Raw genomic sequence first — 23,017 nt, 5'->3', positions numbered from 1 at the left:
GATGCAGCGCATGCGGCCGTGACCGTGACAGTACCAGCCGGCGCATTGTTGCTGTTCGCCGTGGCGCGTGAGATCGCGCGGCTCCCTCAGGAGAGCCCTTGCGCGCGACCGCGGCTTTCCTCCCTGGCCGCGGGCCGTGGCTGCACCGCGGCGCGGCGGCCGCAGGCAAGCGCTCCTGCCGGCGGATTGTTGGGAGGGTGAGACAGGTGCACGGTTAGGGCGCGAAGTTCGCATTCGCCACGGTCCCGCTGTAGGAGCCAGCTTGCTGGCGATAGGCGCCACGGATGGGACGATCGCCAGCAAGCTGGCTCCTACATTCGGGTGTTGTGGAAGGTCTTCTTCGCGCCCATAGCCGCCGGCCTCAGCACGCCCATCCGGGGTTCATCGATCTACTTCGGGCGCCGCTGCGCCCACCCTGCGATCAGCTGCTCGAGCGCATCGAGGCCATCGGTCAATGCTGCCGGACCCGGCTGCAGGATCAGCGGCGACTTCACCTCGTGCAACTCGCCGTCGCGCACCGCGGGTAGTTGCTCCCACCCGGGCCGGGCGGCGACCTGTTCGGGGCGGAACTTCTTGCCGCACCATGAGCCGATCACTATCTGCGGACGGCGCTCGATGATCTTCGAATCGTCGGCGAGGATTCGCCCCTTGGCCAGGGGCTCCGCGGCAAGTTCGGGGAAGATGTCGTCGCCGCCGGCGATTCGCACCAGTTCCGCTACCCACCGGATGCCGGATATCCGCGGCTCGTCCCACTCCTCGAAGTAGACCCGCGGCCGCAGGCCGCGCACCGCGGCCCGCCCGGCGCAGGCATCGAGCCGGCGCCGCCACTCATCGACCAGGCGCCGGGCGGCTTCGCCCCGGCCGACGAGGCCGCCGAGTCTCAATACGTAGTCGAGGATTCCCTCGACGCTGCGGTGGTTGGCAATCCAGACCTCGATTCCTGACCGGACCAGCTCGGCGGCGATATCGGCCTGGATATCGGAAAATCCGATGGCAAAGTCCGGCTTCAGGTCAAGGATTCGGTCGATCTTTGCGGAGATGAAGGCGCTGACCTTGGGCTTGTCCCGCCGCGCCTGGACTGGCCGTACGGTGAAGCCCGAGATCCCGACGATGCGCTCCTCCTCACCGAGCAGGTACAGCGTCTCGGTGGGCTCCTCGGTCAGGCAGATGATGCGCCGCGGGCCCATCGCTAGCCGCCGGGTACCCGCGAGTGGCCACCGAACCCCAACGACGGCTGCGCTGCCTGCGACTTCGCCGCGCCCGGTAGGGGTACGGGCTTAACCAACAGCCGGCGCGGCTTGATGCGCGCGTCCAGACCGATCCAGCAAATTTCATCCTGCCGGGAGGCCCTGACCGACACGCCGGCGGCGGCCCGCTTCTGCGAATCACGAATCACGAATCACGAATCCCGGCTTTCAGACGAATCACCAATCCCGGCTCTTGGACGAATGACGAATCCCGTCCCCTACGGAAACAGCATCCGCTTGCTCCACTGGCCGTCCTCGCGTCGCTCGTAGAGGTAGCGCTCGTGCAGGCGGAACTCGGCCCCGTACCAGAGTTCGATGGCGTCAGGCTCGACCCGGAAGCCGGACCAGTGCGGTGGACGGGGGATGGGCTGCCCCTCGAAGCGGGACTCCGCCTCGGCGATGCGTGCCTCGAAGGCCTCGCGCGACGGCAGGGTGCGGGACTGGTCCGAAGCCCAGGCGCCGATCTGGCTCATCCGCGGGCGCGAGGCGAAGTAGCGATCGGCTTCGGCATCGTCGACCTGGCGTGCCGGCCCCTCGATGCGCACCTGCACGCCATGGCGGATATGCCGCCAGTGGAACAGCAGGGCGCACTGGGCGTGTTCGCGGATCTCGTTGCCCTTGCGGCTGTCGCAGTTGGTATAGAAGACAAAGCCGCGCTCGTCGAAGCCCTTCAGCAGGACGGTGCGCGCGGCCACCCTGCCGCCGTCGCCGAGGGTGGCAAGGGTCATGGCCGTCGGTTCGGGATCTCCCGACGCCTTGGCCTCGTCCAGCAGCTGGCGGAAGCCGACCATGGCTTCGGCGAACAGATCGATCATCATCACTCCACTCATGGTTCCATCCGGGCCGGGAATGCCGGGGGGCCGATCAGCCTGCGAGCTCGCGGGCCAGCGCGGCGAAGGCCTCGCGGACGCCGTCGCCCTTCGCCGCATCGATGCGGTGCTGCGCGACGCCGGCCGGCAGCTCCAGATCGCAGGCAGCAGGCGCGTCGCCGCTCCGCTGGTTGAGCAGCAGGCAGGCCGGACGAGGGCCGATCATGACGAAGGCGGCGTGCAGGGCGCGTTGCGCAGCGAGCAGGGAATCCTCGCGACCGGCATCGGCCACCGCGACCAGGCCATGGGCGTGGGCCAGGAAGGTCTGGCCCAGGGATTCAAGCGTGCTGCGCGAATTGACGTCCCAGATCTCGAGCACCGCCCCCGGCTCCGGCGCACGCCAGCGGGTGACCTGGATGCCCGGGTGGTGGGGACAGGGCTTACCGGAAAGCACCGACACCACGCTGCTGCGGCCGCTGTGCCTGTCTCCCAGCATGCTTACCTTGAACGGACCCGTCCCCATGTCTGCGAGTGCGACCACCGTGTCCCTGGATGGGCCGACCCGTCCCAGACCTGGCACGGGCTGCTCGTGCAACGTATCGGCCGCGACTATACCCGATGCGACCGCCCACCCCCATGTGCAGCGGGTCCGAGCCCGGCAATCAGCGCCGAATAGCCTTCGCGCCAGCCGGCGTAGGCCGGCCGCCAGCCCGTGGCGCGAATCCGCCCGTTGCGGACGCGATGGCCGCGCGGGGCGGTGTCGACCTGCGCTGCCGGCGGCAGCCCCTGCAGGGCTCGCAACCCGGCCAGGACTTCGTACTCGGGCGCCGGCTCGTCGTCGGTCAGGCAGTACAGCGGCGCCGGCGCCGGCAGCCCGAGCAGATGGGCCAGGGCCGAGGCCAGATCATCGACGTGCAGGCGGTTGGTCCAGCGGCCGTCACCGGGCTCGCCGTCGAGGGCGCAGCGCAGGAGGCGATCGCGGCCCGGCCCGTACAGGCCGCTGGCGCGGGCGATGACCGCGCCCGGCAGGCAGTCACGGGCGAGTACCTCGGCCTCGAGGAGGATCTCTCCGTTCCATCGTGCCGCCCGCGGCCGGGTCTCCTCGTCCACCCAGCCGTCGTCGGTCTCGGCCGCTGCGTAGACCGAGGTCGAGCCGACCCAGATCGTGCGCGCAAGGCTGCCGCCGAAGGCTTCGCCGAGCCGCGGCAGGGTCTCGACATAGGCTTGCCGGTAGCCACGCTCGCTGCGCTCGTCCGGGGTCAGCGCAACCACCAGCGAATCGGCGCCCCAGTCGGCCAGCGCGCCGGCATCCAGGCGGTGGATGTCCGCGGCCCGCAGCTCGACGCCCGATTCGGCCGGCATCGGACGGCGGCGCAGGCCGAGCACCGCATGACCGGCCTCAACGAGCCGCCGCGCGAGGCGCTGGCCGACATCGCCGAAGCCGGCAATCGCGACTCTCACCCGGCGGCAGCCACCGCCGGCGGAGGGTGCCGCGGATCGCGCGGCAGGTAGCGCAGCCAGATCAGCCAGACCGCCAGCGCGTCGAGCACGATCAGCGCCTGCCAGAGGTACAGGTGGAACCAGTCGAAGGCGACCTGCGACCACTGGCCCATGTAGAACAGGGAGATGATCCGGACCAGGTTCAGGGCCTGGATGGCGACGAAACCGATCGCGATGCCGGCGAGCTTGTGCTTCCAGGGAGAGGGGAAGGCGAGGACTGCCGAGACCAGGATGATCACCGCCTCGATGCCGTCGCAGCCGGGCGCGATGGCCACCGCAAAGCCGTTCTCCAGGCTGCGGATGATGACGCCCTCGGTGGCCACGCCCGAGTCGAACAGCTTGATCAGCCAGCCGCTGACGTCGGCCAGCAGGCCGGTGAACGGGAGCGTGATGGCATCGCGGGCGAAATTGGTGATGCGGAACGCGAAAAGCGCCACCAGCAGGGTGAGGAACAGCAGGAAGAAGCGCAGCATGGCAGGGAGGCGGCGGGTGAGGGCGCGAATGCTAGCATCGAGGGCATGAATCCCGCCTCGAATCTGATCCTGGTCGGCCCGATGGGGGCCGGAAAGAGCAGCATCGGCAAGCGCCTGGCGCGCCGCTTCGGGCTGGCCTTCGTCGACGTCGACGAGGCGATCGAGGCGCAGACCGGGGCGCGGATCCCGGTGATCTTCGAGTTGGAGGGCGAGGCCGGCTTCCGCCGTCGCGAGAGCGAACTGCTGGCCGAGCTCTGCGCCGGCCGCGACCAGCTGATCGCCACCGGCGGTGGCGCGGTGCTCAGCGAGGCAAACCGCAGCCTGCTCAGCCGCAGCGGCTTCGTGGTCTGGCTGCGCACCGGGGTCGAGCGCCAGCTCGACCGGCTGGCCCAGGACCGCTGCCGCCCCCTGCTGCAGGTGCCCGACCGCGAACGGCGGCTCCGCGCCATGGCCGCGGAGCGCGACCCCCTGTATCGCGCCGTCTGCGATCTGGCCTTCGACTCCGACCAGCGCCGGGTCAGCGTCGCTGCCGAACGCCTCGCCGGCCTGCTGGCCGGCCACTGGCAGCGCGACGCCCACGCCGCCTGAACCTGAAGATCAATCGATGACCCGAACCGTCCACGTCGAGCTCGGCAGCCGCCGCTATCCCATTCATATCGGCAGCGGCCTGCTGGAAGATCCGCAGCTGATCGCCTCCACGCTGGGCGGCCGCCACGTGATGGTGCTGAGCGACGCCAATGTCGCGCCACACTACGCCGACCGCGTGCTCGCCGCCCTCGGCGAGCGGGTCCATGCCCTTCACGTGCTGCCGCCCGGCGAGGCCGAGAAGACCCTTGCCCGCTTCGCCGAGGTCATGGAGGCCATGGCGCGCCTGCGCGCCTCCCGCGATGCCACCCTGGTCGCGCTCGGCGGCGGCGTGATCGGCGACCTCGGCGGCTTTGCCGCGGCCTGCTGGATGCGCGGCATCCGCTTCGTCCAGCTGCCGACCACCCTGCTGGCCATGGTCGACTCCTCGGTCGGCGGCAAGACCGCGGTCGACCTGCCAGCAGGCAAGAACCTGGTCGGCGCCTTCCACCAGCCTTCCGCCGTCCTGATCGACACCGACACCCTGGCCACCCTGCCCGACCGCGAGCTGCGTGCCGGGCTGGCCGAGGTGGTGAAGTACGGAGCGATCTTCGATGCCGACTTCCTCGCCTGGCTGGAGCAGTACGCCGACGCCCTGCTCGCCCGCGAGCCGGCGGCCCTGGCCGAGGCCATCGCACGCAGCTGCCGGCACAAGGCCGAGGTGGTGGCCCGCGACGAGACCGAACAGGGCGAGCGTGCCCTGCTCAACTTCGGCCATACCTTCGGCCACGCGCTGGAAACCGAGGTCGGCTACCACGACCTGCTGCACGGCGAGGCCGTCGCGATCGGCATGGTCTGCGCCGCGCGGCTCAGCGCCCGGCTGGGGCGGGCGCCGGAAGCCGACGCCGCACGCCTCGCTGTCCTGCTGGATCGGATGGGCCTGCCCATCGCCCCGCCCCCGGGCCTCGATCCCGAGCGACTGCTCGCCCACATGCGCCTTGACAAGAAAAACCTCTCCGGCGCCCTGCGGCTGATCCTCTGGCGCGGCACCGGCCAGGCCGAGCTCGTCAGTGGCGTGGACGAAGCGGAAGTGCTGGCGGTGTGGCGGGAAGCGCTTTCGGGCTGAGCCCGGGCCGGTCGCAACTCACCCTGCTCTCGGCGGCCCGTAGTCCCCGCAACCTCCTCCCAACCGCCCGGCCCTTCGGCGCAGCCTTCGGGCGTTCCTCGGCACGCGACCCTTCGGCTCGCGAGCGTGCCTCTTCACCCCCCTACGGCGCCACGCGCCGCAAGGGGAGGGGCCAAAGCGTCGCGCCCCTGCTCCCTGCTCCCTGCTCCCCGCTCCCCGCTCCGCGCTCCGTGGCCTCAATCCCCAAATCCGCCCCAATTCAGCGAAAATGCCCGGATGCGAATCTTCCTGCAGCAGCGCCCGGTGGCTGGCGAACCGCCCAAGTACTACCAGATCGTGCTCGAGCAGGACCTGCTCGGCGGCTGGGTCCTGATGCGTGAATGGGGCCAGCCCGGACAGCGCAGCTCGGCCAAGCGCGAGGTCTTCCTGGACCGCAAGGACGCCGTCAACGCGCTGGAGAAGGCCCGCGACAGCCAGGTCAAGCGCGGCTTCCAGGTGATGTTCGCCCAGGGCGCGGACGATCCGCGAAGGGCGTAATCAGGGTCGTGATTCGTGATTCGACGAAGCCGCCGCCAGCCTGGACAGAGTACGGCTCAGCCGGTGTCGCAAACCTCGCACAGCACGAAGCCTCGGGGCCGAGCCCTCACTTTCAACATGACTAGAGAGCCGCTTTGACCAATCACGAATCACAAATCACGAATCACGCACGCAACGACCGCTACCTGCGCGCGCTGCGCCGGGAGCCGGTCGACTGCACGCCGATCTGGATCATGCGCCAGGCCGGGCGCTACCTTCCCGAGTACCGGGCCACGCGGGCACGGGCCGGAAGCTTCCTCGCCCTGGCCAAGAACCCCGAACTGGCCTGCGAGGTGACCCTGCAGCCGCTGGCGCGGTTCCCGCTTGATGCGGCCATCCTGTTCTCCGACATCCTGACCGTGCCCGATGCCATGGGTCTTGGCCTGTACTTCGCCGAGGGCGAGGGCCCGCGCTTCGAGCGCCCGGTGCGCAGCGCCGCCGACATCGCCCGGCTGGCCGTGCCCGACATGAACACGGAGTTGCGCTATGTCATGGACGCCGTGTCGCTGATCCGCCGCGAGCTGGCCGACCGGGTGCCACTGATCGGCTTCTCGGGCAGCCCGTGGACGCTGGCCTGCTACATGATCGAAGGCGGCGGCAGCGACAACTTTGCCCGGATCAAGGCCCTGGCCTTCGAGGACCCGGCCGCCCTGCACCGGCTGCTCGAGGTCACCACCGACGCGGTGATCGCCTATCTGTCGGCCCAGCGCGCGGCCGGCGCCCAGGCGCTGCAGGTGTTCGATACCTGGGGCGGCGTGCTCTCGCCGCAGCTGTATCGAGAGTTCTCGCTGCGCTACCTGCGACGCATCGCCGCCGAGCTGCCGCGCGGCGAGGGTGCTGCGCGAACCCCGCTGATTCTGTTCGGCAAGGGCAATGGAGCCTATGTGGCCGACCTCGCCGCCAGCGGCGCCGAGGCCGTGGGCGTCGACTGGACCATCGACCTCGGCGAGGCCCGCGCCCGCACCGCCGACCGGGTGGCCCTGCAGGGCAATCTCGACCCGACCGTGCTGGCCGCCAGTCCTGCCGCCATCGAGCGCGAGGCGATCCGCGTGCTGGACAGCTTTGGCGATGGTCCGGGCCACGTCTTCAACCTCGGCCATGGCATCACGCCGGACATTCCCCCTGAACACGTGGCTGCGCTGGTCGACGCCGTGCACAGGCATTCTGCGGGGCGCGCCGCCCGGAGCTGAATCGGGACGGATCCCCGAGCCCACCGGGACCGGGCGCAGGGGGAGACTTGGGGCCGGGGCTGGGCCTACCATGCGCGGAGTACGTATCCGGGTCGACGATGCGCCTCGACGACATTTCCATCCTCGCGCTGCTGGCGATGATCGCCCTCATCAATGCGGGGGCGATCCTGTGGGTCTCGCGGCTGGCGCCCCAGTATCCGGGCCCGCGCCAGTGGTCCCTGGCCCTGCTCTGCATCGCTGCCACGGCGGGTCTGAGCATCAGCCCGTTGCCGCCCGACTCGCCCTGGCGCGGCATGCTGTTCAATCCGGCCCTGTTTGCTGCCCAGCTGTTCTGGCTTGCCGGCACCCTTCGTTTCTGTGGACGGCCCAAACGGGATGTATGGCTGCTGGCTGGATTCGTGGCATTCGTCCTGCTGAACACCTACCTCAGCCTCGTCGAGCCGAATCGCGAACTGCGCATCGCCATCTCCATCAGCGCCAGTGCAGCGATGAAGTTCTGGCTGGTCTGGGTGCTCTACCGCTACGGCAGACAGCATCGCAACCACGCGGCCTGGGCGGTGGCCATCTCGCTGGTCTGCGAGGCGATGGCCTACCTTTTCCACGCCCAGCTGGCCTTGACCGGCCAGGTGCCGTTCTTCGGCGGCAGCACCCAGTTCAGCACCAACATCGTATGGGTGGCGATGGTCCTGGGTGTGACGGTAACGACGCCGCTCTACCTGCTGCTCGCGCTCGGACGTCTGGTGGGCGATCTCGATCAGGCGGCCAACCGCGACATGCTGACCGGGCTGCGCAACCGCCGCGGCTTTTTCGCCAGCATCGAGCCCCTGCTTGCCCACGCCCGGCGGAACAAGGGCATCGCCGCGGTGCTGATGCTCGACGTCGACCGCTTCAAGCGGCTCAATGATCGCTTCGGCCATGCCGTCGGCGATGCAGTGCTGAAGGTGATGGGCAAGACCCTGCAGGAGACCCTGCGCGGCTCCGATGTCGCGGTGCGCTGGGGCGGCGAGGAATTCTGCGCGGTGCTGGTGAATACCGATGGCGCCGGCGCACACAGCACTGCGGAGCGCGTCCGCCGGCGCTTTGCCGAGGGCTGCACCGGCATCGAGGCACTGCGCGGTGGCCGGGTCTCGGTCAGCATCGGCATCGCTTACGGCGCGCTGGCCACGCACGACTTCGAGGTCCTTCAGCGCAAGGCCGACGAGGCCCTGTACGCGGCAAAGCAAGCCGGGCGCGACCAGGTCGTAGCCGCGCGCCTCGAGGACCCGCCCAGCCCCAGCCCCAGCCCGGCCGCAGGCTGAGCACGCGCGACCACGCGCACGGCTGGTTCGGGCGCGAAGTTCGCATTCGCCCCGGTCCCGCTGTAGGAGCCAGCTTGCTGGCGATAGGCGCCCCGGATGGGACGATCGCCAGCAAGCTGGCTCCTACATTCGGGTGTTGTGGAAGGTCTTCTTTGCGCCCATTTCCGCCCGCTGCGCTTGGCATCGCCTGCTTCCGCTGGGCTAGGCTGTGGGCACCCGCCCAGCGCAGCCCGAGCCATGTCCACACAGCGCCTGGTCGCCATCGAAGGCGACATCACCCGGCTTGAGGTAGACGCCATCGTGAATGCCGCCAACGGCAGCCTGCTCGGCGGCGGCGGAGTGGATGGGGCGATCCATCGGGCAGCGGGGCCGCGGCTGCTGGAGGCCTGCCGTCCGCTCGGCGGCTGCGCGACCGGCGAAGCCAAGGCGACGCCGGGCTTCGACCTCCCGGCGCGCTGGGTGATCCACACGGTCGGACCGGTCTGGCACGGCGGGGGCCAGGGTGAGGACGCGCTGCTGGCACGCTGCTACCGGCGTTCGATCGAACTCGCCGCCGAACTCGGCGCCGCCAGCCTCGCCTTTCCGGCGATCAGCACCGGCGTCTACGGCTTCCCGCCCGAGCGCGCCGCGCCGATCGCGGTGGACGCGGTTCGTGAGGCGCTGGCCCCGGCGCCCGGGGTTGAGCGGGTGGTGTTCTGCTGCTTCTCGGGGCGTTCGCTCGCCCTGCATCGTGCAGCCCTCGGTGAGACCACCAGTTAGCCGGCGTCGGCGCCGGGCACCCGGCTCAGGCAACGGTCAGGTGGCTGACCACGTCCACCGGCCAGCGCTCCGGAGACTCCGTGGAGGCGATCTTGTCGCCGCTGCGGGCGAGGTCGATGACGCTGGGCGGCAGCTGGCGCAGCGACTTGCTGTGGAAGACAGCCTTGACCTTCGGGGTCAGCACGCTCTCCTCGTTCTGCTCGACCACGACGCCGATGACCCCCGACTCCAGGCGCACCACGGTGCCCACCGGGTAGATGCCGATGCACTTCATGAAGGCCTGCAGCAGGCTGCGGTCGAAGTCGTTGGCGCTCCACTCCCACATGCGCCGCAGCGCCTCGGTGGCCAGCATGGCCTTGTGGTAGCAGCGATCAGCGGTGATCGCGTCATAGACGTCGACGATTGCGGCCATGCGCGAGAACCGCGAGATGGACTCGCCGGACAGCCCGTCCGGATAGCCGCGGCCATTGAAGCGCTCATGATGATGCAGGGTGATCTCGAGCGGCACTTCGCCGACGCCGCGGGTCTCCACGAGGATGGCGTGGCCGTCCACCGGATGGCGCTTGATGACCGCGTACTCCTCGTCGGTCAGTCGCCCGGGCTTGTTCAGCACCGCGTCCGGGACCTTCATCTTGCCGACGTCGTGCAGCATGCCGCCCAGGCCGATCTCACGCAGCTCGTCCTCGGGCAGGCCCAGGGTCCGTCCGAAAGCCATGAGCAGGGTGCCGACACTGACCGAATGCTGGAAGGTGTAGTCGTCCTTGTTCTTGATACCCAGCATGCCGAGCAGGGCGCTGCTGTTGCGCGCCAGCGATCCGGTGATGGCTTCGACCGCGGGCTCGACCATGTCGACCGAGATAGCGCGCCCCAGGCGCACCTCGCTCATCATGCCGCGGATCGCCTGCTGGGCCTGACCGTGGATGCGGCGGGCCGTGGCCAGCTCCTCGGCCACCGACACGCGGCGGGCGATGGTCGGCACCTCCGGCTCCGGCACAGCGACACCGGCGACAATCTCGCTCTCGATCTCCCGCCGCGCTTCCTCGACTCCGCGCGACTCCTGGTCGTCCAGACCCTTGCTGATGTCGATGTAGACGTCCTCGATACCCGCATCGAGGATCTTGGCGATCTCGGTCTCACTGCGGATCAGGAAGCGGGTTCGCCAGAACGGGTGGTTCATCCACGAGCCGACCAGGGCATGCACGTACATGCCCACGCGCAGACGGTCAGTGCTGAGCTTGCGGATCACTGGGCGCAGGGGAGTCGGCGGCCGGGGCTTGCAGCTTAGCCTGCCGGCGGCCTGCACCACAGTGGAGAAATCACGCGCCTGCGAAGCCGATCACTGGCGACACGTGATCCAGCGCACGCCGCGTGAGTCGGATTCCGGACCGGGCCACGAAGGCCCGGAGACCGGAACCCCTTGCACTCAATGCTGGCCGCGCGGAGGCCGCTTGATCAGGTCACGCAGGCTGCGCCCGATGCGGGTCAGCAGGCCGGGCTTGGCCGCACTGCCACCCGGCGCACCCGGGGCGGCCGGGGCCTCGGCGGTAATGGCCTGGCGTCGTTCCGGCTGCTTGGCGCCGCCCTGGCGGGTCTGCGCGGAACCGGTCTGGCCGGCCTGGCCGCCCTCTGCCCCTTCCTCGCGGCGTTTGCGACCGCGACCACCCCGGCGACGACGTCGCTTGGCCGCGCCGGCAGCCTGATCGTCTCCTCCAGCGGGCGGCGCCTCGGCCGGCACACTGCTGATATGCGGCTCGGCAGGCGCTGCCGCAGCATCGCTGCCGGCATCGCCCTCCTCGGCGCGACGCGGGCGTCGGCGACGCTGGCCGTCTTCGCCCCGGGGCTCGCCCCGGGGGCCGCGACCTTCACCTCGACCTTCACCGCGCGGAGCACGCCGGCGACCGCCGCGACCGCTGCGCTCGTCCTCGGCCGCCTTGGCTTCGCGCACCTCGCGGAAGATCTCGCCCACCGACTCGCCGTCTGCCAGCTTCTCGCGCTCGGGGCGCGGCAGGGCAGTCAGCAGCTCCGGGGTGACCTGGCCGACGGGAATCTTCTGCTCGATATAGGCCTCGATGTCCGGCAGGCTCATCGCGTACATCTCGCAGGCGAAGCTGATCGCATCGCCCTCGGCGCCGAGCCGCGCGGTGCGACCGATGCGATGCACGTAGTCCTCGGCGTCAAAGGGCAGGTCGTAGTTGTAGACGTGGCTGACGCCATCGATATGCAGGCCGCGGGCGGCGACGTCAGTGGCCACCAGCAGCTCGAGCTGGCCGGCCTGGAACTTCTTCAGCAGCGACTCGCGCTTCTTCTGCGGTACGTCACCCGAGAGCACGCCAACGCGGTAACCGGCGCGCTCCAGAGCCCGGGCGACCCGCTCGACCCAGTTCTTGGTGTTGACGAAGACCATGGTCCGCGCGCCCTCGCTGCGCGAGAGCAGGCCCAGCAGCAGCGGCAGCTTCTCCTCGTTGGAGGGGAAGTAGACGATCTGGCGCACGCGCGCGGCGGTGATCGATTCGGTCTCGACGACCAGCTTCTCCGGCTCGTTCATGTGCTCGTAGGCGAGCTCCAGCACGCGATGGCTGAGGGTGGCCGAGAACAAAAGCGTCTGCCGCGTGGTGCGCTCGGGCATGCGCCGGAGCAGGAAGCGGATGTCCTTGATGAAGCCGAGGTCGAACATGCGGTCGGCCTCGTCCAGCACGCACATCTCGCAGGCATGCAGGGAGACGACCCGGTGCTGCTTCACGTAGTCGATCAGCCGTCCGGGGGTGGCGATGATCACATCGGCGCCCTGCTGCAGGCTTTCGCGCTGCTTGTCGTAGTCGACGCCGCCGTAGATCAGGGCGAACTTCAGGCCGAGGTCGGAGGCAAACTTCACCGCGTCCTTGTGGATCTGGATCGCCAGTTCGCGCGTCGGCGCCAGAATCAGCGCACGCGGATCCTCGGGCTTGCGGTCGGCCAGCGCGGGTCGGGTCAGCAGGCGGTTGATCACCGCGATCAGGAACGCCAGCGTCTTGCCGGTGCCGGTCTGCGCCTGGCCCGCGACGTCACCGCCGGGCAGGGCCACCGGCAGGGTCATGGCCTGGATGGGCGTGCAGCGGGAGAAGCCCGCCGCCTCGAGCCCGGCCAGCAGCGGCGGGGCGAGTTCGAAATTGGAGAATGCAATATCAGTTAAGGGCTTATCGCTCATTCTTTTCTTCTGTGAAGGCCTCGTGAGAGGCGCGCTTGATCCGCCACCGGCTTCCGCCGCACACTCGCTGCGCGGCTCCGACCGGCGCTTGAATAGCGGTCGTAGGGCCCCCAAGTGTAGCCGATGCGGCCGGAAAGTACCGGCCAGCCAAGGAGTTTTCACGTGAGCGAACGCATTCTGACGGTCAGCGACGACAGCTTTGACACCGACGTGCTGAAGTCCAGCGAACCCGTGCTGGTGGATTTCTGGGCGGAGTGGTGTGGCCCCTGCAAGATGATCGCGCCGATCGTCGACGACATCGCCGAGAGCTTTGCCGGCCGGCTGAAGGTGGCCAAGATCAATATCGACCACAACCAGAAGACCCCGCGCAGCTACTCGGTGCGCGGCATCCCGACCCTGATGCTGTTCAAGGACGGCAAGGTCCAGGCGACCCAGGTCGGCGCGGTCAGCAAGGCCCAGCTGACCCAGCTGATCGAGAAGTCGCTCTAGGCGCAGTGGGCCGCGTGATCTGGCGGGCCCGAAGGTCCACCATGAGCGCAAAGAAGACATGCATAGGGTGCGGCTGGCCGCACCGGGCATACCGTCAGAACGCCCGTATCGGTGCGCCAAGGCACGCCCTATGTGGCCTTGCTGACGCCCAACGAAGTCCGACTGTGGGAGCGCCCTTGGGCGCGACCGCGGAAATCCGCTCTGGCCGCGGTCTGCGGTGAATCCGTAGCGCTGCGGTCGCGCCCAAGGACGCTCCAACAGATCGACTGCTGCAAGGGCTGCTTTGCGGCGCAAAGCGGACCTTGCAGCGCCGTTGCATGAGCCGGCTCGCTGGCGATCGTGCCTTCCGGGGCGCCTATCGCCAGCAAGCTGGCTCCTACATTCGGTTTTTGCGGAAGGTCTGCTTCGCGCCCAGGCGGGCCCTTGGCCACGCGGCCCTCTCCCCCAGGTTGATCGGCTGACCGCGGGGGCTTCGGCGGCATTGCCGCCCGCAGTCCAGCCCCAAGTCGGCATTCGCGCCGCAACGGTGCGCCCGACCGCCTCTGCTGTCAGCGCCAAGTCATTGAGCGAAAAGGTGCTTTATAGTCACACGCGCAACCATTGACCGCGCAATACGCCCCCGCATTGCGGCATCGCACCATTTGTGTTCTAGTCGGAGTCGCACCCCTCCAGCACGCCATCCCAGGTGAACCGCGAGCGGGCACCTGACGGTGTTCGACGCGCCACCGACGACAGGGACATCGCCGGTGCCCAAGGGGCAGCCAGACGGGAAGGAAGCGGCCAGGCGCCGCGACTGCGTGTCCCCGCCCTGAGGGCGAAGGCGGCACGTGGGCAGGTTGGAGTCGCGGTGCGCCCTTGGGAGGACCCGGAGGACGCATGGCGAAGCAACAGACGCGGAGTCTCTACGACCCGCGATTCGAACACGACAGCTGCGGTTTCGGGCTGATCGCACAGATCGACTCCAAGCCCAGCCGCTGGCTGGTCGAGACCGCCGTATCCGCGCTTGCCCGCATGAACCATCGTGGCGCGGTGGCCGCAGACGGCATCACCGGCGACGGCTGCGGCCTGCTGATCCATCGCCCGGAAGCCTACCTGCGCGCCGTCGCCGACAAGTCGAAGTGGCGGCTCGGCACCGTGTTCACGGCCGGCAACCTGTTCCTGCCCCGCGACGAGCAGCGCGCCCTGCACTGCCGGCGCGTGCTGGAAGAAGAGCTCAACCGCGTCGAGGTGCGCGTGGTGGGCTGGCGCACCCTGCCGACCCGCCCCGAGATCTGCGGCGAGACCGCCCGGGCGACCCTGCCGGCCGTGGCCCAGCTCTTCGTGTCCGGCGGGGGCTCGATGGATACCCCGGCCTTCGATCGCGCCCTGTTCATGGCCCGCCGCCGGGCCGAGCGGCGACTGGTCGACGAGGCGGAGTTCTACGTCCTCTCGCTCTCGGCCTGGACCCTGAGCTTCAAGGGCATGGTGATGCCCGAGCACCTGCCGGACTTCTATCCGGATCTCGCCCGCGAGGACCTCGCTTCCTGCGCTGTCTCCTTCCACCAGCGCTTCTCGACCAACACCGCACCGCAGTGGAAGCTGGCTCAGCCCTTCCGCCTGCTGGCCCACAACGGCGAGATCAACACCATCCAGGGCAACCGCAACTGGATGCAGGCGCGCGGCACGAAGTGGCGCTCGCCGATGCTGGACCTGCGCGACATCGGGCCGCTCGTCAGCCTGGAGGGTTCGGACTCACAGAGCCTGGACAACGCGCTGGAGGTGATGATCGCCGGCGGCATGGACATGCTGCAGGCTCTGCGCATCCTGATCCCGCCGGCCGCGCATTCGCTCGAGCAGCTGGACCCGGACCTCGCCGCGTTTTACGAGTACTACGCCCTGCACAGCGAGCCCTGGGATGGCCCAGCCGGCATCGTGTTCTGCGACGGCCGCTACGCCGGCTGCACCCTGGACCGCAACGGCCTGCGTCCGGCGCGCTGGCTGCTCTCGGCCGACAACCACTTCACCGTGGCCTCGGAAACCGGCGTCTGGGACTGTCCGGTGGACCGCATCGTGGCCAAGGGCCGGCTGGGGCCGGGCGAGATGATGGCGGTGGACTTCCATCGCGGCGAAGTGCTCGACTCCAGGGCCATCGACCGGATCAACGCGGACCGCGCCCCGTTCAAGCGCTGGCTGAAGGCCGGCGTGTCCTATATCTCCACCGACCTGATCGACCCGGCGCTGGCCGCCGAACCCTTTGACGACGACACCCTCAAGCGCTTCCAGAAGCGTTTCCAGCTGACCCGCGAGGAGCGCGAGTCGGTGCTAAGGGTGCTGGCGGAGACCGAGGCCGAAGCCGTCGGATCAATGGGTGATGACATCCCCACCGCCGTCCTGTCGAGCCACGTGCGGCCGCTGTACGACCACTTCCGCCAGGCCTTCGCCCAGGTCACCAATCCGCCCATCGACCCGCTGCGCGAAGGCCTGGTCATGTCGCTCGCGACCCAGATCGGCCGCGAACGCAATATCTTCGAGAGCAGCCCCGAGAACGCCCGCCAGGTCCTGCTCAACGGCCCCGTGCTCTCGCAGCGCAAGCTGCGCCAGATCCTTGCGATGGAAGACCTTGCCCACGCGCACGCGCGCCTGGAGCTGTACTTCCGTCCCGAGGAAGGCCTGGAGAACGCGATCCGCCGGCTCCAGCAACAGGCCGAGCAGGCGGTACGCGACGGCTGTGCGGTCTTGCTGGTCTCCGACCGCTACCCGCCCTCCGATTCCATGCTGGCCGTGCATGCCCTGCTCGCCACCGGCGCCATCCACCGCCACCTGGTCGATACCGGCCTGCGCTGCGACTGCAACCTGATCATCGAAACCGCCACCGCCCGTGACCCGCACCACTTCGCCTGCCTGATCGGCTTCGGCGCCACCGCGGTGTACCCGTATCTGGCCTACCAGACCCTGTTCGACATGGGCCGCAACGGCCTGATCAAGGGCCACGACGGCGAGCAGAGCGAACTCGGCCGCAGCTACCGGCGCGGCATCAAGAAGGGCCTGCTGAAGATCCTCTCCAAGATGGGCATCAGCACCATTTCCAGCTACCGCGGTGCGCAGCTGTTCGAGATCGTCGGACTGGCCGACGAGGTGGTGGACCTGTGCTTCCGCTACACGCCTTCGCGGATCGGCGGCGCCAACTTCGATGACCTGCAGGAAGACGCGGCGACCCTGGCGCGGCTTGCCTCGGACCATGTCGCCCCGCTGGACCCGGGCGGCCTGCTCAAGTACATGCACGGCGGCGAGTACCACATGTACAACCCGCAGGTGGTGCAGGGCCTGCAGCGTGCGGTGAAGACCGGCGACTGGGCCGACTGGCAGGCCTACGCCGATGGGGTGAACAAGCGCCCGACCTCGGCCCTGCGCGACCTGATGGACCTCAAGCCGCTCGGACCGCCGGTACCGCTCGACGAGGTCGAGCCGATCGAGGCCATCCTGCCGCGCTTCGACTCCGCCGGGATGAGCCTTGGCGCGCTTTCGCCCGAGGCGCACGAGGCGCTGGCGATCGCCATGAACCGGCTGGGGGGGCGCAGCAACTCGGGCGAGGGCGGCGAAGACCCGGTCCGCTACGGCACCGAGAAGAGTTCGAAGATCAAGCAGGTCGCCTCCGGGCGCTTCGGGGTCACCCCCGAATACCTGATGCATGCCGAGGTGCTGCAGATCAAGATCGCCCAGGGTGCCAAGCCCGGCGAGGGCGGCCAGCTGCCCGGACACAAGGTCAACCCGCTGATCGCCCGGCTGCGCTATGCCAAGCCCGGCATCGGCCTGATCAGCCCGCCGCCGCACCACGACATCTACTCGATCGAGGACCTCGCCCAGCTGATCTTCGACCTCAAGCAGATCAATCCCGAGGCCCTGGTCTCGGTGAAGCTGGTCAGCCACGCCGGCGTCGGCACCATCGCCGCCGGCGTAGCCAAGTGTTATGCGGACCTGATCACCATCTCCGGCAATGACGGCGGCACGGGTGCCAGCCCGATCAGCTCGATCCGCTACGCCGGCACGCCCTGGGAGCTCGGCCTGTCCGAGGCGCACCAGACCCTGCGCCTGAACGCACTGCGGCAGAAGGTGCGGCTGCAGGTCGACGGCGGCTTCAAGACCGGCCTCGACGTGATCAAGGGCGCCCTGCTCGGCGCGGAGAGCTTTGGCTTCGGCACCGCGCCGATGATCGCGCTGGGCTGCAAGTACCTGCGCATCTGCCATCTGAACAACTGCGCCACAGGCGTCGCCACCCAGGACGAGCGACTGCGCGAGGCGCACTTCACCGGCCTGCCCGAGCGCGCGATGAACTTCTTCCGCTTCGTCGCCGAGGAGACCCGCCACTGGCTGGCGCAGATGGGCGCGCGCTCGCTGAGCGAGATCATTGGTCGCAGCGACCTGCTCGAGGTCAGCGCGGGCGTTACGCCGCGACAGAAGCGGCTGGACCTCGGGCCGCTTCTGGCCAATGCCAGCCTGGCCACCGACACCCCGCAGCACTGCATCGATCCGCGCAATCCCCCGCGCGACGCCGGCGCGCTGAATGCGCGGATGCTGGCGGACATGGCCGAGGCCATCGCCCACGGTGGAGGCGGCAACTTCGACTATGCCATCCAGAACCACGATCGCTCGGTCGGCGCGCGCGTCTCCGGGGAGATCGCCCGTCGCTGGGGCAATCTCGGCATGATGGATGCACCCATCACCGCACGTTTCACCGGCCACGCGGGGCAGAGCTTCGGCGTCTGGAACGCCGGAGGCCTGCACCTCTATCTCGAGGGCGATGCCAATGATGGTGTCGGCAAGGGCATGGCCGGCGGACGCATCGTCATCCGCACCCCGGCCGGCGCCCGCTTCGACACTCGCGAGTCGGCGATCATGGGCAATGCCTGCCTGTATGGCGCCACCGGCGGCGAACTCTATGCCGCGGGCCGCGCCGGCGAGCGCTTCGCGGTGCGCAACAGCGGCGCGACCGCGGTGATCGAGGGCTCGGGCGATCACTGCTGCGAGTACATGACCGGGGGCGTGGTCGCCGTGCTCGGCCGCACCGGCCTCAACTTCGGTGCCGGCTTCACTGGCGGTTTCGCCTACGTCCTGGACCTGGAGCGCGACTTCGTTGACCGCTACAACCATGAACTGGTCGACATCACCCGGATGAAGCCCGAAGGCATGGAGCACCATATCCAGCACCTGCGGCAGCTGCTCTCGCGGCACCACGAGGAGACCACCTCGCCCTGGAGCCGCAAGCTGCTGGAAGAGTTCCGCGACTACGTCGGCAAGTTCTGGCTGGTCAAGCCGAAGGCGGCGAGCCTCAACTCGCTGATGGACGCGCTCCGGAGGGCCGCATGAGCAGCAAGCCGTTCCAGTTCCTCGACCTGCCGCGGAAGATGCCGCGCGAGCTGCCGGTGCAGGTGCGCCTGGCGGGCTGGCAGGAGATCTACGGCCAGTTCGAGCCCGCCTCGGCCGCGGACCAGGCGGCGCGCTGCCTGGACTGCGGCAACCCCTACTGCGAGTGGAAGTGCCCGGTCCACAACTACATCCCGAACTGGCTCAAGCTGGTCCAGGAGGGCCGCCTGTTCGAGGCGGCGACGCTGGCCCACGAGACCAACCCCCTGCCCGAGGTCTGCGGCCGCGTCTGCCCGCAGGACCGTCTCTGCGAGGGCGACTGCACGCTCAATGACGGGTTTGGTGCGGTGACCATCGGATCGATCGAGAAGTACATCGTCGACGAGGCCTTCCGCGCCGGCTGGCGGCCGGACCTGTCGGCGGTGAAGCCGACCGGGCGCAGGGTCGCGGTGATCGGCGCGGGCCCGGCCGGCATCGCCTGCGCGGACCGGCTGGTCCGCCACGGCATCGAGGCGCACGTCTTCGACCGCTACGAGGAGATCGGCGGCCTGCTGACCTTCGGCATCCCGCCGTTCAAGCTGGAGAAGGAAGTTATCGCCACGCGCCGCCAGGTGCTGGAGACGATGGGCGTGCGATTCCACCTCAAGACCGAGGTGGGCCGCGACGTGTCCTTCAAGGATCTGCTGCGGGACTTCGACGCGGTCTTCGTCGGCACCGGCGCCTACACCGCGCTGGACGGCGGCCTGCCTGGCCAGGAGTTGTCCGGCGTGAACCTCGCCCTGCCCTTCCTGATCGCCAATGCCCGCCGCCTGCTGGGCACCGGCCCGGCTGACGATCCCCTGCTCGACCTCAAGGGAAAGCGGGTGGTGGTGCTGGGCGGCGGCGACACCGCCATGGACTGCGTGCGCACTTCGGTGCGCCTGGGCGCGGCCAGCGTCATCTGCGCCTACCGCCGCGACGAGGCCAACATGCCGGGCTCCCGCCGCGAAGTGAAGAACGCCCGCGAAGAGGGCGTCGAGTTCCTGTTCAATCGCCAGCCGCTGGCCATCGAAGGCAGCGCGGGACAGGTCAGCGCCCTGCGACTGATCGAGACCCGCCTCGGCGAGGCCGATGCCAACGGTCGTCGCCGCCCGGAACCCATCCCGGGCAGCGAGCAGCGCCTGGCCGCCGACGTGGTCATCCAGGCCTTCGGTTTCCGACCCAGCCCGGCCGACTGGCTCTCTGAACATGGCGTTGCGCTGGAATCCGACGGCCGGATCAAGGTCGGCGCCGAGGCGCCCTACCGCACCAGCCATCCACAGATCTTCGCCGGCGGCGATAACGTCCGCGGTGCCGACCTGGTCGTCACCGCCGTCCACGACGGCCGCGAGGCCGGCCTCGCCATCGCCCGCCAGCTCGCCCAGCTCCCCCGCCAGGAAGCCCAGCGGCCCGCCGCCTGAGCCGTCAGGCTTGGGCGACAGCTTGGGGCGCAAAGAAGACATTCATAGGGTGCGGCTGGCCGCACCGGGCGTACCGTCCGAACGCCCGTATCGGTGCGCCCAATGCACACCCTATGGGGCTCGCTGTTGCCCAACGAAGCCCGACTGTGGAAGTGCCCTTGGGCGCGACCGCGGAAATCCGCTCTGGCCGCGGTCCTCGGTGAATGCGTAGCGCTGCGGTCGCGCCCAAGGGCACTCCCACAATTTGACTGCGGCAAGGTCTGCTTTGCGGCGCAAACCGGACTTGGCAGCGCCCTTGCGCGTAGGAGCCAGCTTGCTGGCGATAGGCGCCCCGGAAGCGACGATCGCCAGCAAGCTGGCTCCTACATTCGGGTGTTGTGGAATGTCTGCTTCGCGCCCAGTGTTCACGTTGCCGCTGCCGACCGTTCAGCCAGATCCGGTAAAGGATCGGATGGAATACTCTTGATCCGAACGGCCCCGCCGTGTGGGCCGCGCTGATTCGAGGTCCCTGCGTGTTGCGGCCGTCCGAGGCGTCCACCCTGCCAGAAGGCTCCATGTCCAGCGTCGAGTCCACCGGTTCTTCTCCTTCGCCGCCGCGCCGTTGGTTCGTGGTGATGAATGCGGGCTCGGGCCGGCATGCGGCGCGGCGGCGGCAGCAGCTGATCGAGACCATGCTGGGTGAACGCGGACACTCCTGCCGCGTGCTGCCGGTGCGCGGTGGACGCCAGCTGGCAGAGGCCATCGATCAGCAGGGTCGCCTGGCACTGGACGAAGATGGCGTGCTGGTCGGGGCGGGCGGCGACGGGACGCTCAACGCCGTCGCGGCGCGCGCACACGAGTTGGACCTGCCGTTTGCCGCCCTGCCCCAGGGCACCTTCAACTTCTTCGGCCGCAACCTCGGACTGTCCGAGGACCTGGCCGATGCCGCGGTGGACCTGCATGACGTGGTCGAGCGGCGCATCCAGGTCGGCGAGGTCAACGGACGGATCTTCCTGGTCAACGCCAGCATCGGCCTGTACCGGCGCCTGCTGCAGGACCGGGAACAGTTCAAGCGTCGCTATGGCCGATCGCGCTGGGTCGCCCTCTGGGCCGGCTTGAACACCCTGTTTCGCTGGCACCCACGACTGGGCCTGCGCCTGGTCGACCGGGACGGGGCGCGGGTCGAGGACGTGCTGACCTTCATCGCAGGCAACAACCGCCTGCAGCTGGCCCAGCTCGGACTGCCCAACGCCGATTGTCTGGCGCAGGGCCTGCTGGTCGGCATCAAACTACCGCCGCAGCCGCTCGCCGATCTGCTGCGACTGGCCCTGCGCGGACTTGCCGGGCGCTGGGAGAACAGCGAGAACGGCGTCGCCTTCGGCTTTCACGAGCTGGTGATCGATCCGGTCTCGCGCCGACGCCGCTCGCTGCGTGTCGGCATCGATGGCGAGATCCTGCGCATGGCGGCGCCCCTGCATTTCCGCGTGTCGCCGCGCCCGCTGCGTATGCTCCTGCCGCGGCAATGTGCGGAGAAGCTCGACCGATGAAGTCCCTGCTGCACCTGTCGGACACCCACTTCGGCACCGAAGTGCCGGCCGTGGTCGCGGCGCTGGAGCGGATGGTCCTGCGCGAGGCGCCGGAGGTGGTGCTGCTATCGGGTGACATCACCCAGCGCGCGACGCGCGCCCAGTTCCGCACGGCACGCGCCTTCCTCGACCGGCTGAGGCTGCCCTGGTCGGTGATTCCCGGCAACCACGACATCCCTCTGTTGGACCTGGTCACCCGCATGCTGCGCCCCTATGCCCGCTATCGACAGGAGCTGGGAGAGGCCTCGACGCACGGGCTGCTCGACCTGCCCGGCCTGCGCCTCATCCGGGTCAAGTCGACCCGCCGGCGGCGGCACATCGACGGTGAGCTTTCCCGTCGGCAGATTGCCGAGGTGTCCCGCGCCCTGCGCGAAGCGCCCTCCGGTGTGCTACGCCTGGTCGTCACCCATCAGCCGGTCTGGGTCGACCGCGAGCGCGACCGCCACAACCGCTGCCATGGCGCCGACCTGGCCCTGTCCCGCTGGCGCGATGCCGGGGCCGACCTGCTGCTGGCCGGACACATCCACTGGCCCTTCGTTCGCCGCATCGCCGGGGATCGCCCGGTGTGGGCGGTGAATGCCGGCACCGCCACGTCCTCCCGGGTGCGCGACGGCGTGCCCCAGTCCTGCAACCTGCTGCGATGGGACCCCAGCCGGCCCCGGGCCGGCGCCGAGCTGCAGCGCTGGGACTATCTCGCCGGCGACGACGGCTTCCACCCGATCGAGACCACCCGGCTGCAGTTCGACTGAGCTGTTCGCCCCAGGCCGAAAGCCGTGCAATCTGAACGATCGTCCGCCGGGCAGGACTTCCGGCCTATTTCTATACAGAACGTTCTGTATAGAATCGCCACCCATGCCCAGACTCCCCCGTGCCAAGGCCCTGATCCTCGCTGCCGCCCGCGACATCGTCGAGCGCGACGGTGCGGGCGCACTCACCTTCGAGGAACTGTCCCGGGTCAGCGGCGTGACCCGCGGCGGGATCACCTACCACTTCCCGACCAAGGATGCCCTGCTGCAGGGGCTGCTCGAGCACGACATGCAGCAATGGAAGGAAAGCGAAGCGGCCTGCACGCCGAGTAACCTGCCCTGCCCGAAGCAGTGTGAGCTGATCGGCTTCATCCGCTCGCATACCAGCGAAGACGAGAGCCGTCGCCGCTTCGTGGCCGGGATGCTGAGCGCTGCCGTGCACCAGCCCGACCTGCTGGATGGATGCCGCGAGGAGATCCGCCAGCGCTACCTGGGCTCGGACTGGAACGACACTGAACTGCGCGCCCATGTGCTGCGCCTGGCCGCGGTCGGCCTGTTCTGGGACGAGATCTTCCAGTTCCAGTCGATGCCGCCCGAGGTGCGTCGACGGTTTACCGGGCTGTTGGAGCAGCTGGCCCGCGAGTGGGTGCCCGCGGCGGGCGACCCGGAGCCGGACACAGAACAAGACAAGAAACGGAAATAACACGAGGTT

19 protein-coding genes are annotated in these 23,017 nt (G+C 69.1%); 12 read left to right on the top strand and 7 right to left on the bottom strand.

Translation table 11 applies throughout. The features are described 5' to 3' along the window. Positions 1-389: 389 nt before the first annotated feature. The 5 genes from M0G41_RS15210 to xrtH form a co-directional block, all read right to left on the bottom strand. Positions 390-1,187: an ABC transporter substrate-binding protein gene (locus tag M0G41_RS15210; RefSeq protein ID WP_248210750.1), complete on the bottom strand. Its 798-nt coding sequence runs from the start codon at positions 1,185-1,187 to the stop codon at positions 390-392. A gap of 278 nt (positions 1,188-1,465) precedes the next feature. Further along, a complete protein-coding gene (gene pdxH / locus M0G41_RS15205) occupies positions 1,466-2,062 on the bottom strand; it encodes a pyridoxamine 5'-phosphate oxidase (protein ID WP_248210863.1) in 597 nt (198 codons plus the stop codon). Positions 2,063-2,111: 49 nt separating this feature from the next. After that, complete coding sequence (locus tag M0G41_RS15200) at positions 2,112-2,552, bottom strand: P-loop NTPase family protein (protein WP_248210747.1); 441 nt, start codon at positions 2,550-2,552, stop codon at positions 2,112-2,114. A 113-nt stretch (positions 2,553-2,665) separates the two neighbouring features. Further along, positions 2,666-3,517 carry an NAD(P)-binding domain-containing protein gene (locus M0G41_RS15195; RefSeq protein ID WP_248210746.1) on the bottom strand — a complete coding sequence of 284 codons (852 nt, stop codon included), beginning with the start codon at positions 3,515-3,517 and terminating at the stop codon, positions 2,666-2,668. Continuing rightward, the gene (gene xrtH, locus M0G41_RS15190; protein ID WP_248210745.1) at positions 3,514-4,029 is read right to left on the bottom strand and encodes an exosortase H; all 516 of its coding nucleotides are present in this window, start codon (positions 4,027-4,029) and stop codon (positions 3,514-3,516) included. Before xrtH ends, M0G41_RS15195 begins: the two co-directional genes overlap by 4 nt. A gap of 45 nt (positions 4,030-4,074) precedes the next feature. On the opposite strand from xrtH, the gene M0G41_RS15185 reads away from it, so the two are divergent. The 6 genes from M0G41_RS15185 (at position 4,075) to M0G41_RS15160 (ending at position 9,542) form a co-directional block, all read left to right on the top strand. Then, on the top strand, positions 4,075-4,617 hold the full coding sequence (locus M0G41_RS15185) for a shikimate kinase (RefSeq protein WP_248210743.1): 543 nt from the start codon (positions 4,075-4,077) through the stop codon (positions 4,615-4,617). A gap of 16 nt (positions 4,618-4,633) precedes the next feature. Then, positions 4,634-5,719: a 3-dehydroquinate synthase gene (gene aroB / locus M0G41_RS15180; RefSeq protein ID WP_248210741.1), complete on the top strand. Its 1,086-nt coding sequence runs from the start codon at positions 4,634-4,636 to the stop codon at positions 5,717-5,719. Between the two features lie 276 nt (positions 5,720-5,995). Then, positions 5,996-6,256, top strand: coding sequence for a WGR domain-containing protein (locus M0G41_RS15175; RefSeq protein ID WP_248210739.1), 261 nt, complete (start codon positions 5,996-5,998; stop codon positions 6,254-6,256). 155 nt (positions 6,257-6,411) lie between these two features. Then, positions 6,412-7,485 (top strand): uroporphyrinogen decarboxylase, encoded by a 1,074-nt coding sequence (hemE, locus tag M0G41_RS15170; protein WP_248210862.1) that lies wholly within the window; start codon positions 6,412-6,414, stop codon positions 7,483-7,485. A gap of 98 nt (positions 7,486-7,583) precedes the next feature. Next, entirely contained in the window at positions 7,584-8,783 is a 1,200-nt protein-coding gene (locus tag M0G41_RS15165) for a GGDEF domain-containing protein (RefSeq protein ID WP_248210737.1), read from the top strand. 237 nt (positions 8,784-9,020) lie between these two features. Then, a complete protein-coding gene (locus tag M0G41_RS15160; RefSeq protein WP_248210736.1) occupies positions 9,021-9,542 on the top strand; it encodes an O-acetyl-ADP-ribose deacetylase in 522 nt (173 codons plus the stop codon). Between the two features lie 25 nt (positions 9,543-9,567). Here the strand turns inward: M0G41_RS15160 and M0G41_RS15155 are convergent, their stop codons facing one another. Both M0G41_RS15155 and rhlB read right to left on the bottom strand, forming a co-directional pair. Then, positions 9,568-10,788 (bottom strand): HD-GYP domain-containing protein, encoded by a 1,221-nt coding sequence (locus M0G41_RS15155; RefSeq protein ID WP_248210734.1) that lies wholly within the window; start codon positions 10,786-10,788, stop codon positions 9,568-9,570. A 177-nt stretch (positions 10,789-10,965) separates the two neighbouring features. Next, positions 10,966-12,726, bottom strand: a complete 1,761-nt coding sequence (rhlB, locus tag M0G41_RS15150) for an ATP-dependent RNA helicase RhlB (RefSeq protein WP_248210732.1) — start codon at positions 12,724-12,726, stop codon at positions 10,966-10,968. Between the two features lie 162 nt (positions 12,727-12,888). On the opposite strand from rhlB, the gene trxA reads away from it, so the two are divergent. The 6 genes from trxA to M0G41_RS15120 all read left to right on the top strand — a co-directional run bounded on the left by trxA (position 12,889) and on the right by M0G41_RS15120 (position 23,008). After that, entirely contained in the window at positions 12,889-13,215 is a 327-nt protein-coding gene (gene trxA / locus M0G41_RS15145) for a thioredoxin TrxA (protein WP_248210731.1), read from the top strand. 876 nt (positions 13,216-14,091) lie between these two features. Then, positions 14,092-18,558, top strand: a complete 4,467-nt coding sequence (gene gltB / locus M0G41_RS15140) for a glutamate synthase large subunit (RefSeq protein ID WP_248210730.1) — start codon at positions 14,092-14,094, stop codon at positions 18,556-18,558. Next, the gene (locus tag M0G41_RS15135; protein ID WP_248210729.1) at positions 18,555-19,994 is read left to right on the top strand and encodes an FAD-dependent oxidoreductase; all 1,440 of its coding nucleotides are present in this window, start codon (positions 18,555-18,557) and stop codon (positions 19,992-19,994) included. The genes gltB and M0G41_RS15135 overlap by 4 nt, the downstream gene beginning before the upstream one ends. 554 nt (positions 19,995-20,548) lie before the next feature. Further along, a complete protein-coding gene (locus M0G41_RS15130; RefSeq protein ID WP_248210728.1) occupies positions 20,549-21,520 on the top strand; it encodes a diacylglycerol/lipid kinase family protein in 972 nt (323 codons plus the stop codon). Further along, complete coding sequence (locus M0G41_RS15125) at positions 21,517-22,308, top strand: metallophosphoesterase family protein (protein WP_248210727.1); 792 nt, start codon at positions 21,517-21,519, stop codon at positions 22,306-22,308. Before M0G41_RS15130 ends, M0G41_RS15125 begins: the two co-directional genes overlap by 4 nt. A gap of 103 nt (positions 22,309-22,411) precedes the next feature. Further along, positions 22,412-23,008 carry a TetR/AcrR family transcriptional regulator gene (locus M0G41_RS15120; protein WP_248210726.1) on the top strand — a complete coding sequence of 199 codons (597 nt, stop codon included), beginning with the start codon at positions 22,412-22,414 and terminating at the stop codon, positions 23,006-23,008. The last annotated feature ends 9 nt before the right edge of the window (positions 23,009-23,017 follow it).

Origin of the sequence: Pseudomarimonas salicorniae, from assembly GCF_023156535.1 — a bacterium.
Lineage (GTDB): Bacteria > Pseudomonadota > Gammaproteobacteria > Xanthomonadales > Xanthomonadaceae > Pseudomarimonas > Pseudomarimonas salicorniae.
Note: the sequence above shows the minus strand (reverse complement) of the source record. Positions and strands in the feature narration are given on the sequence as shown.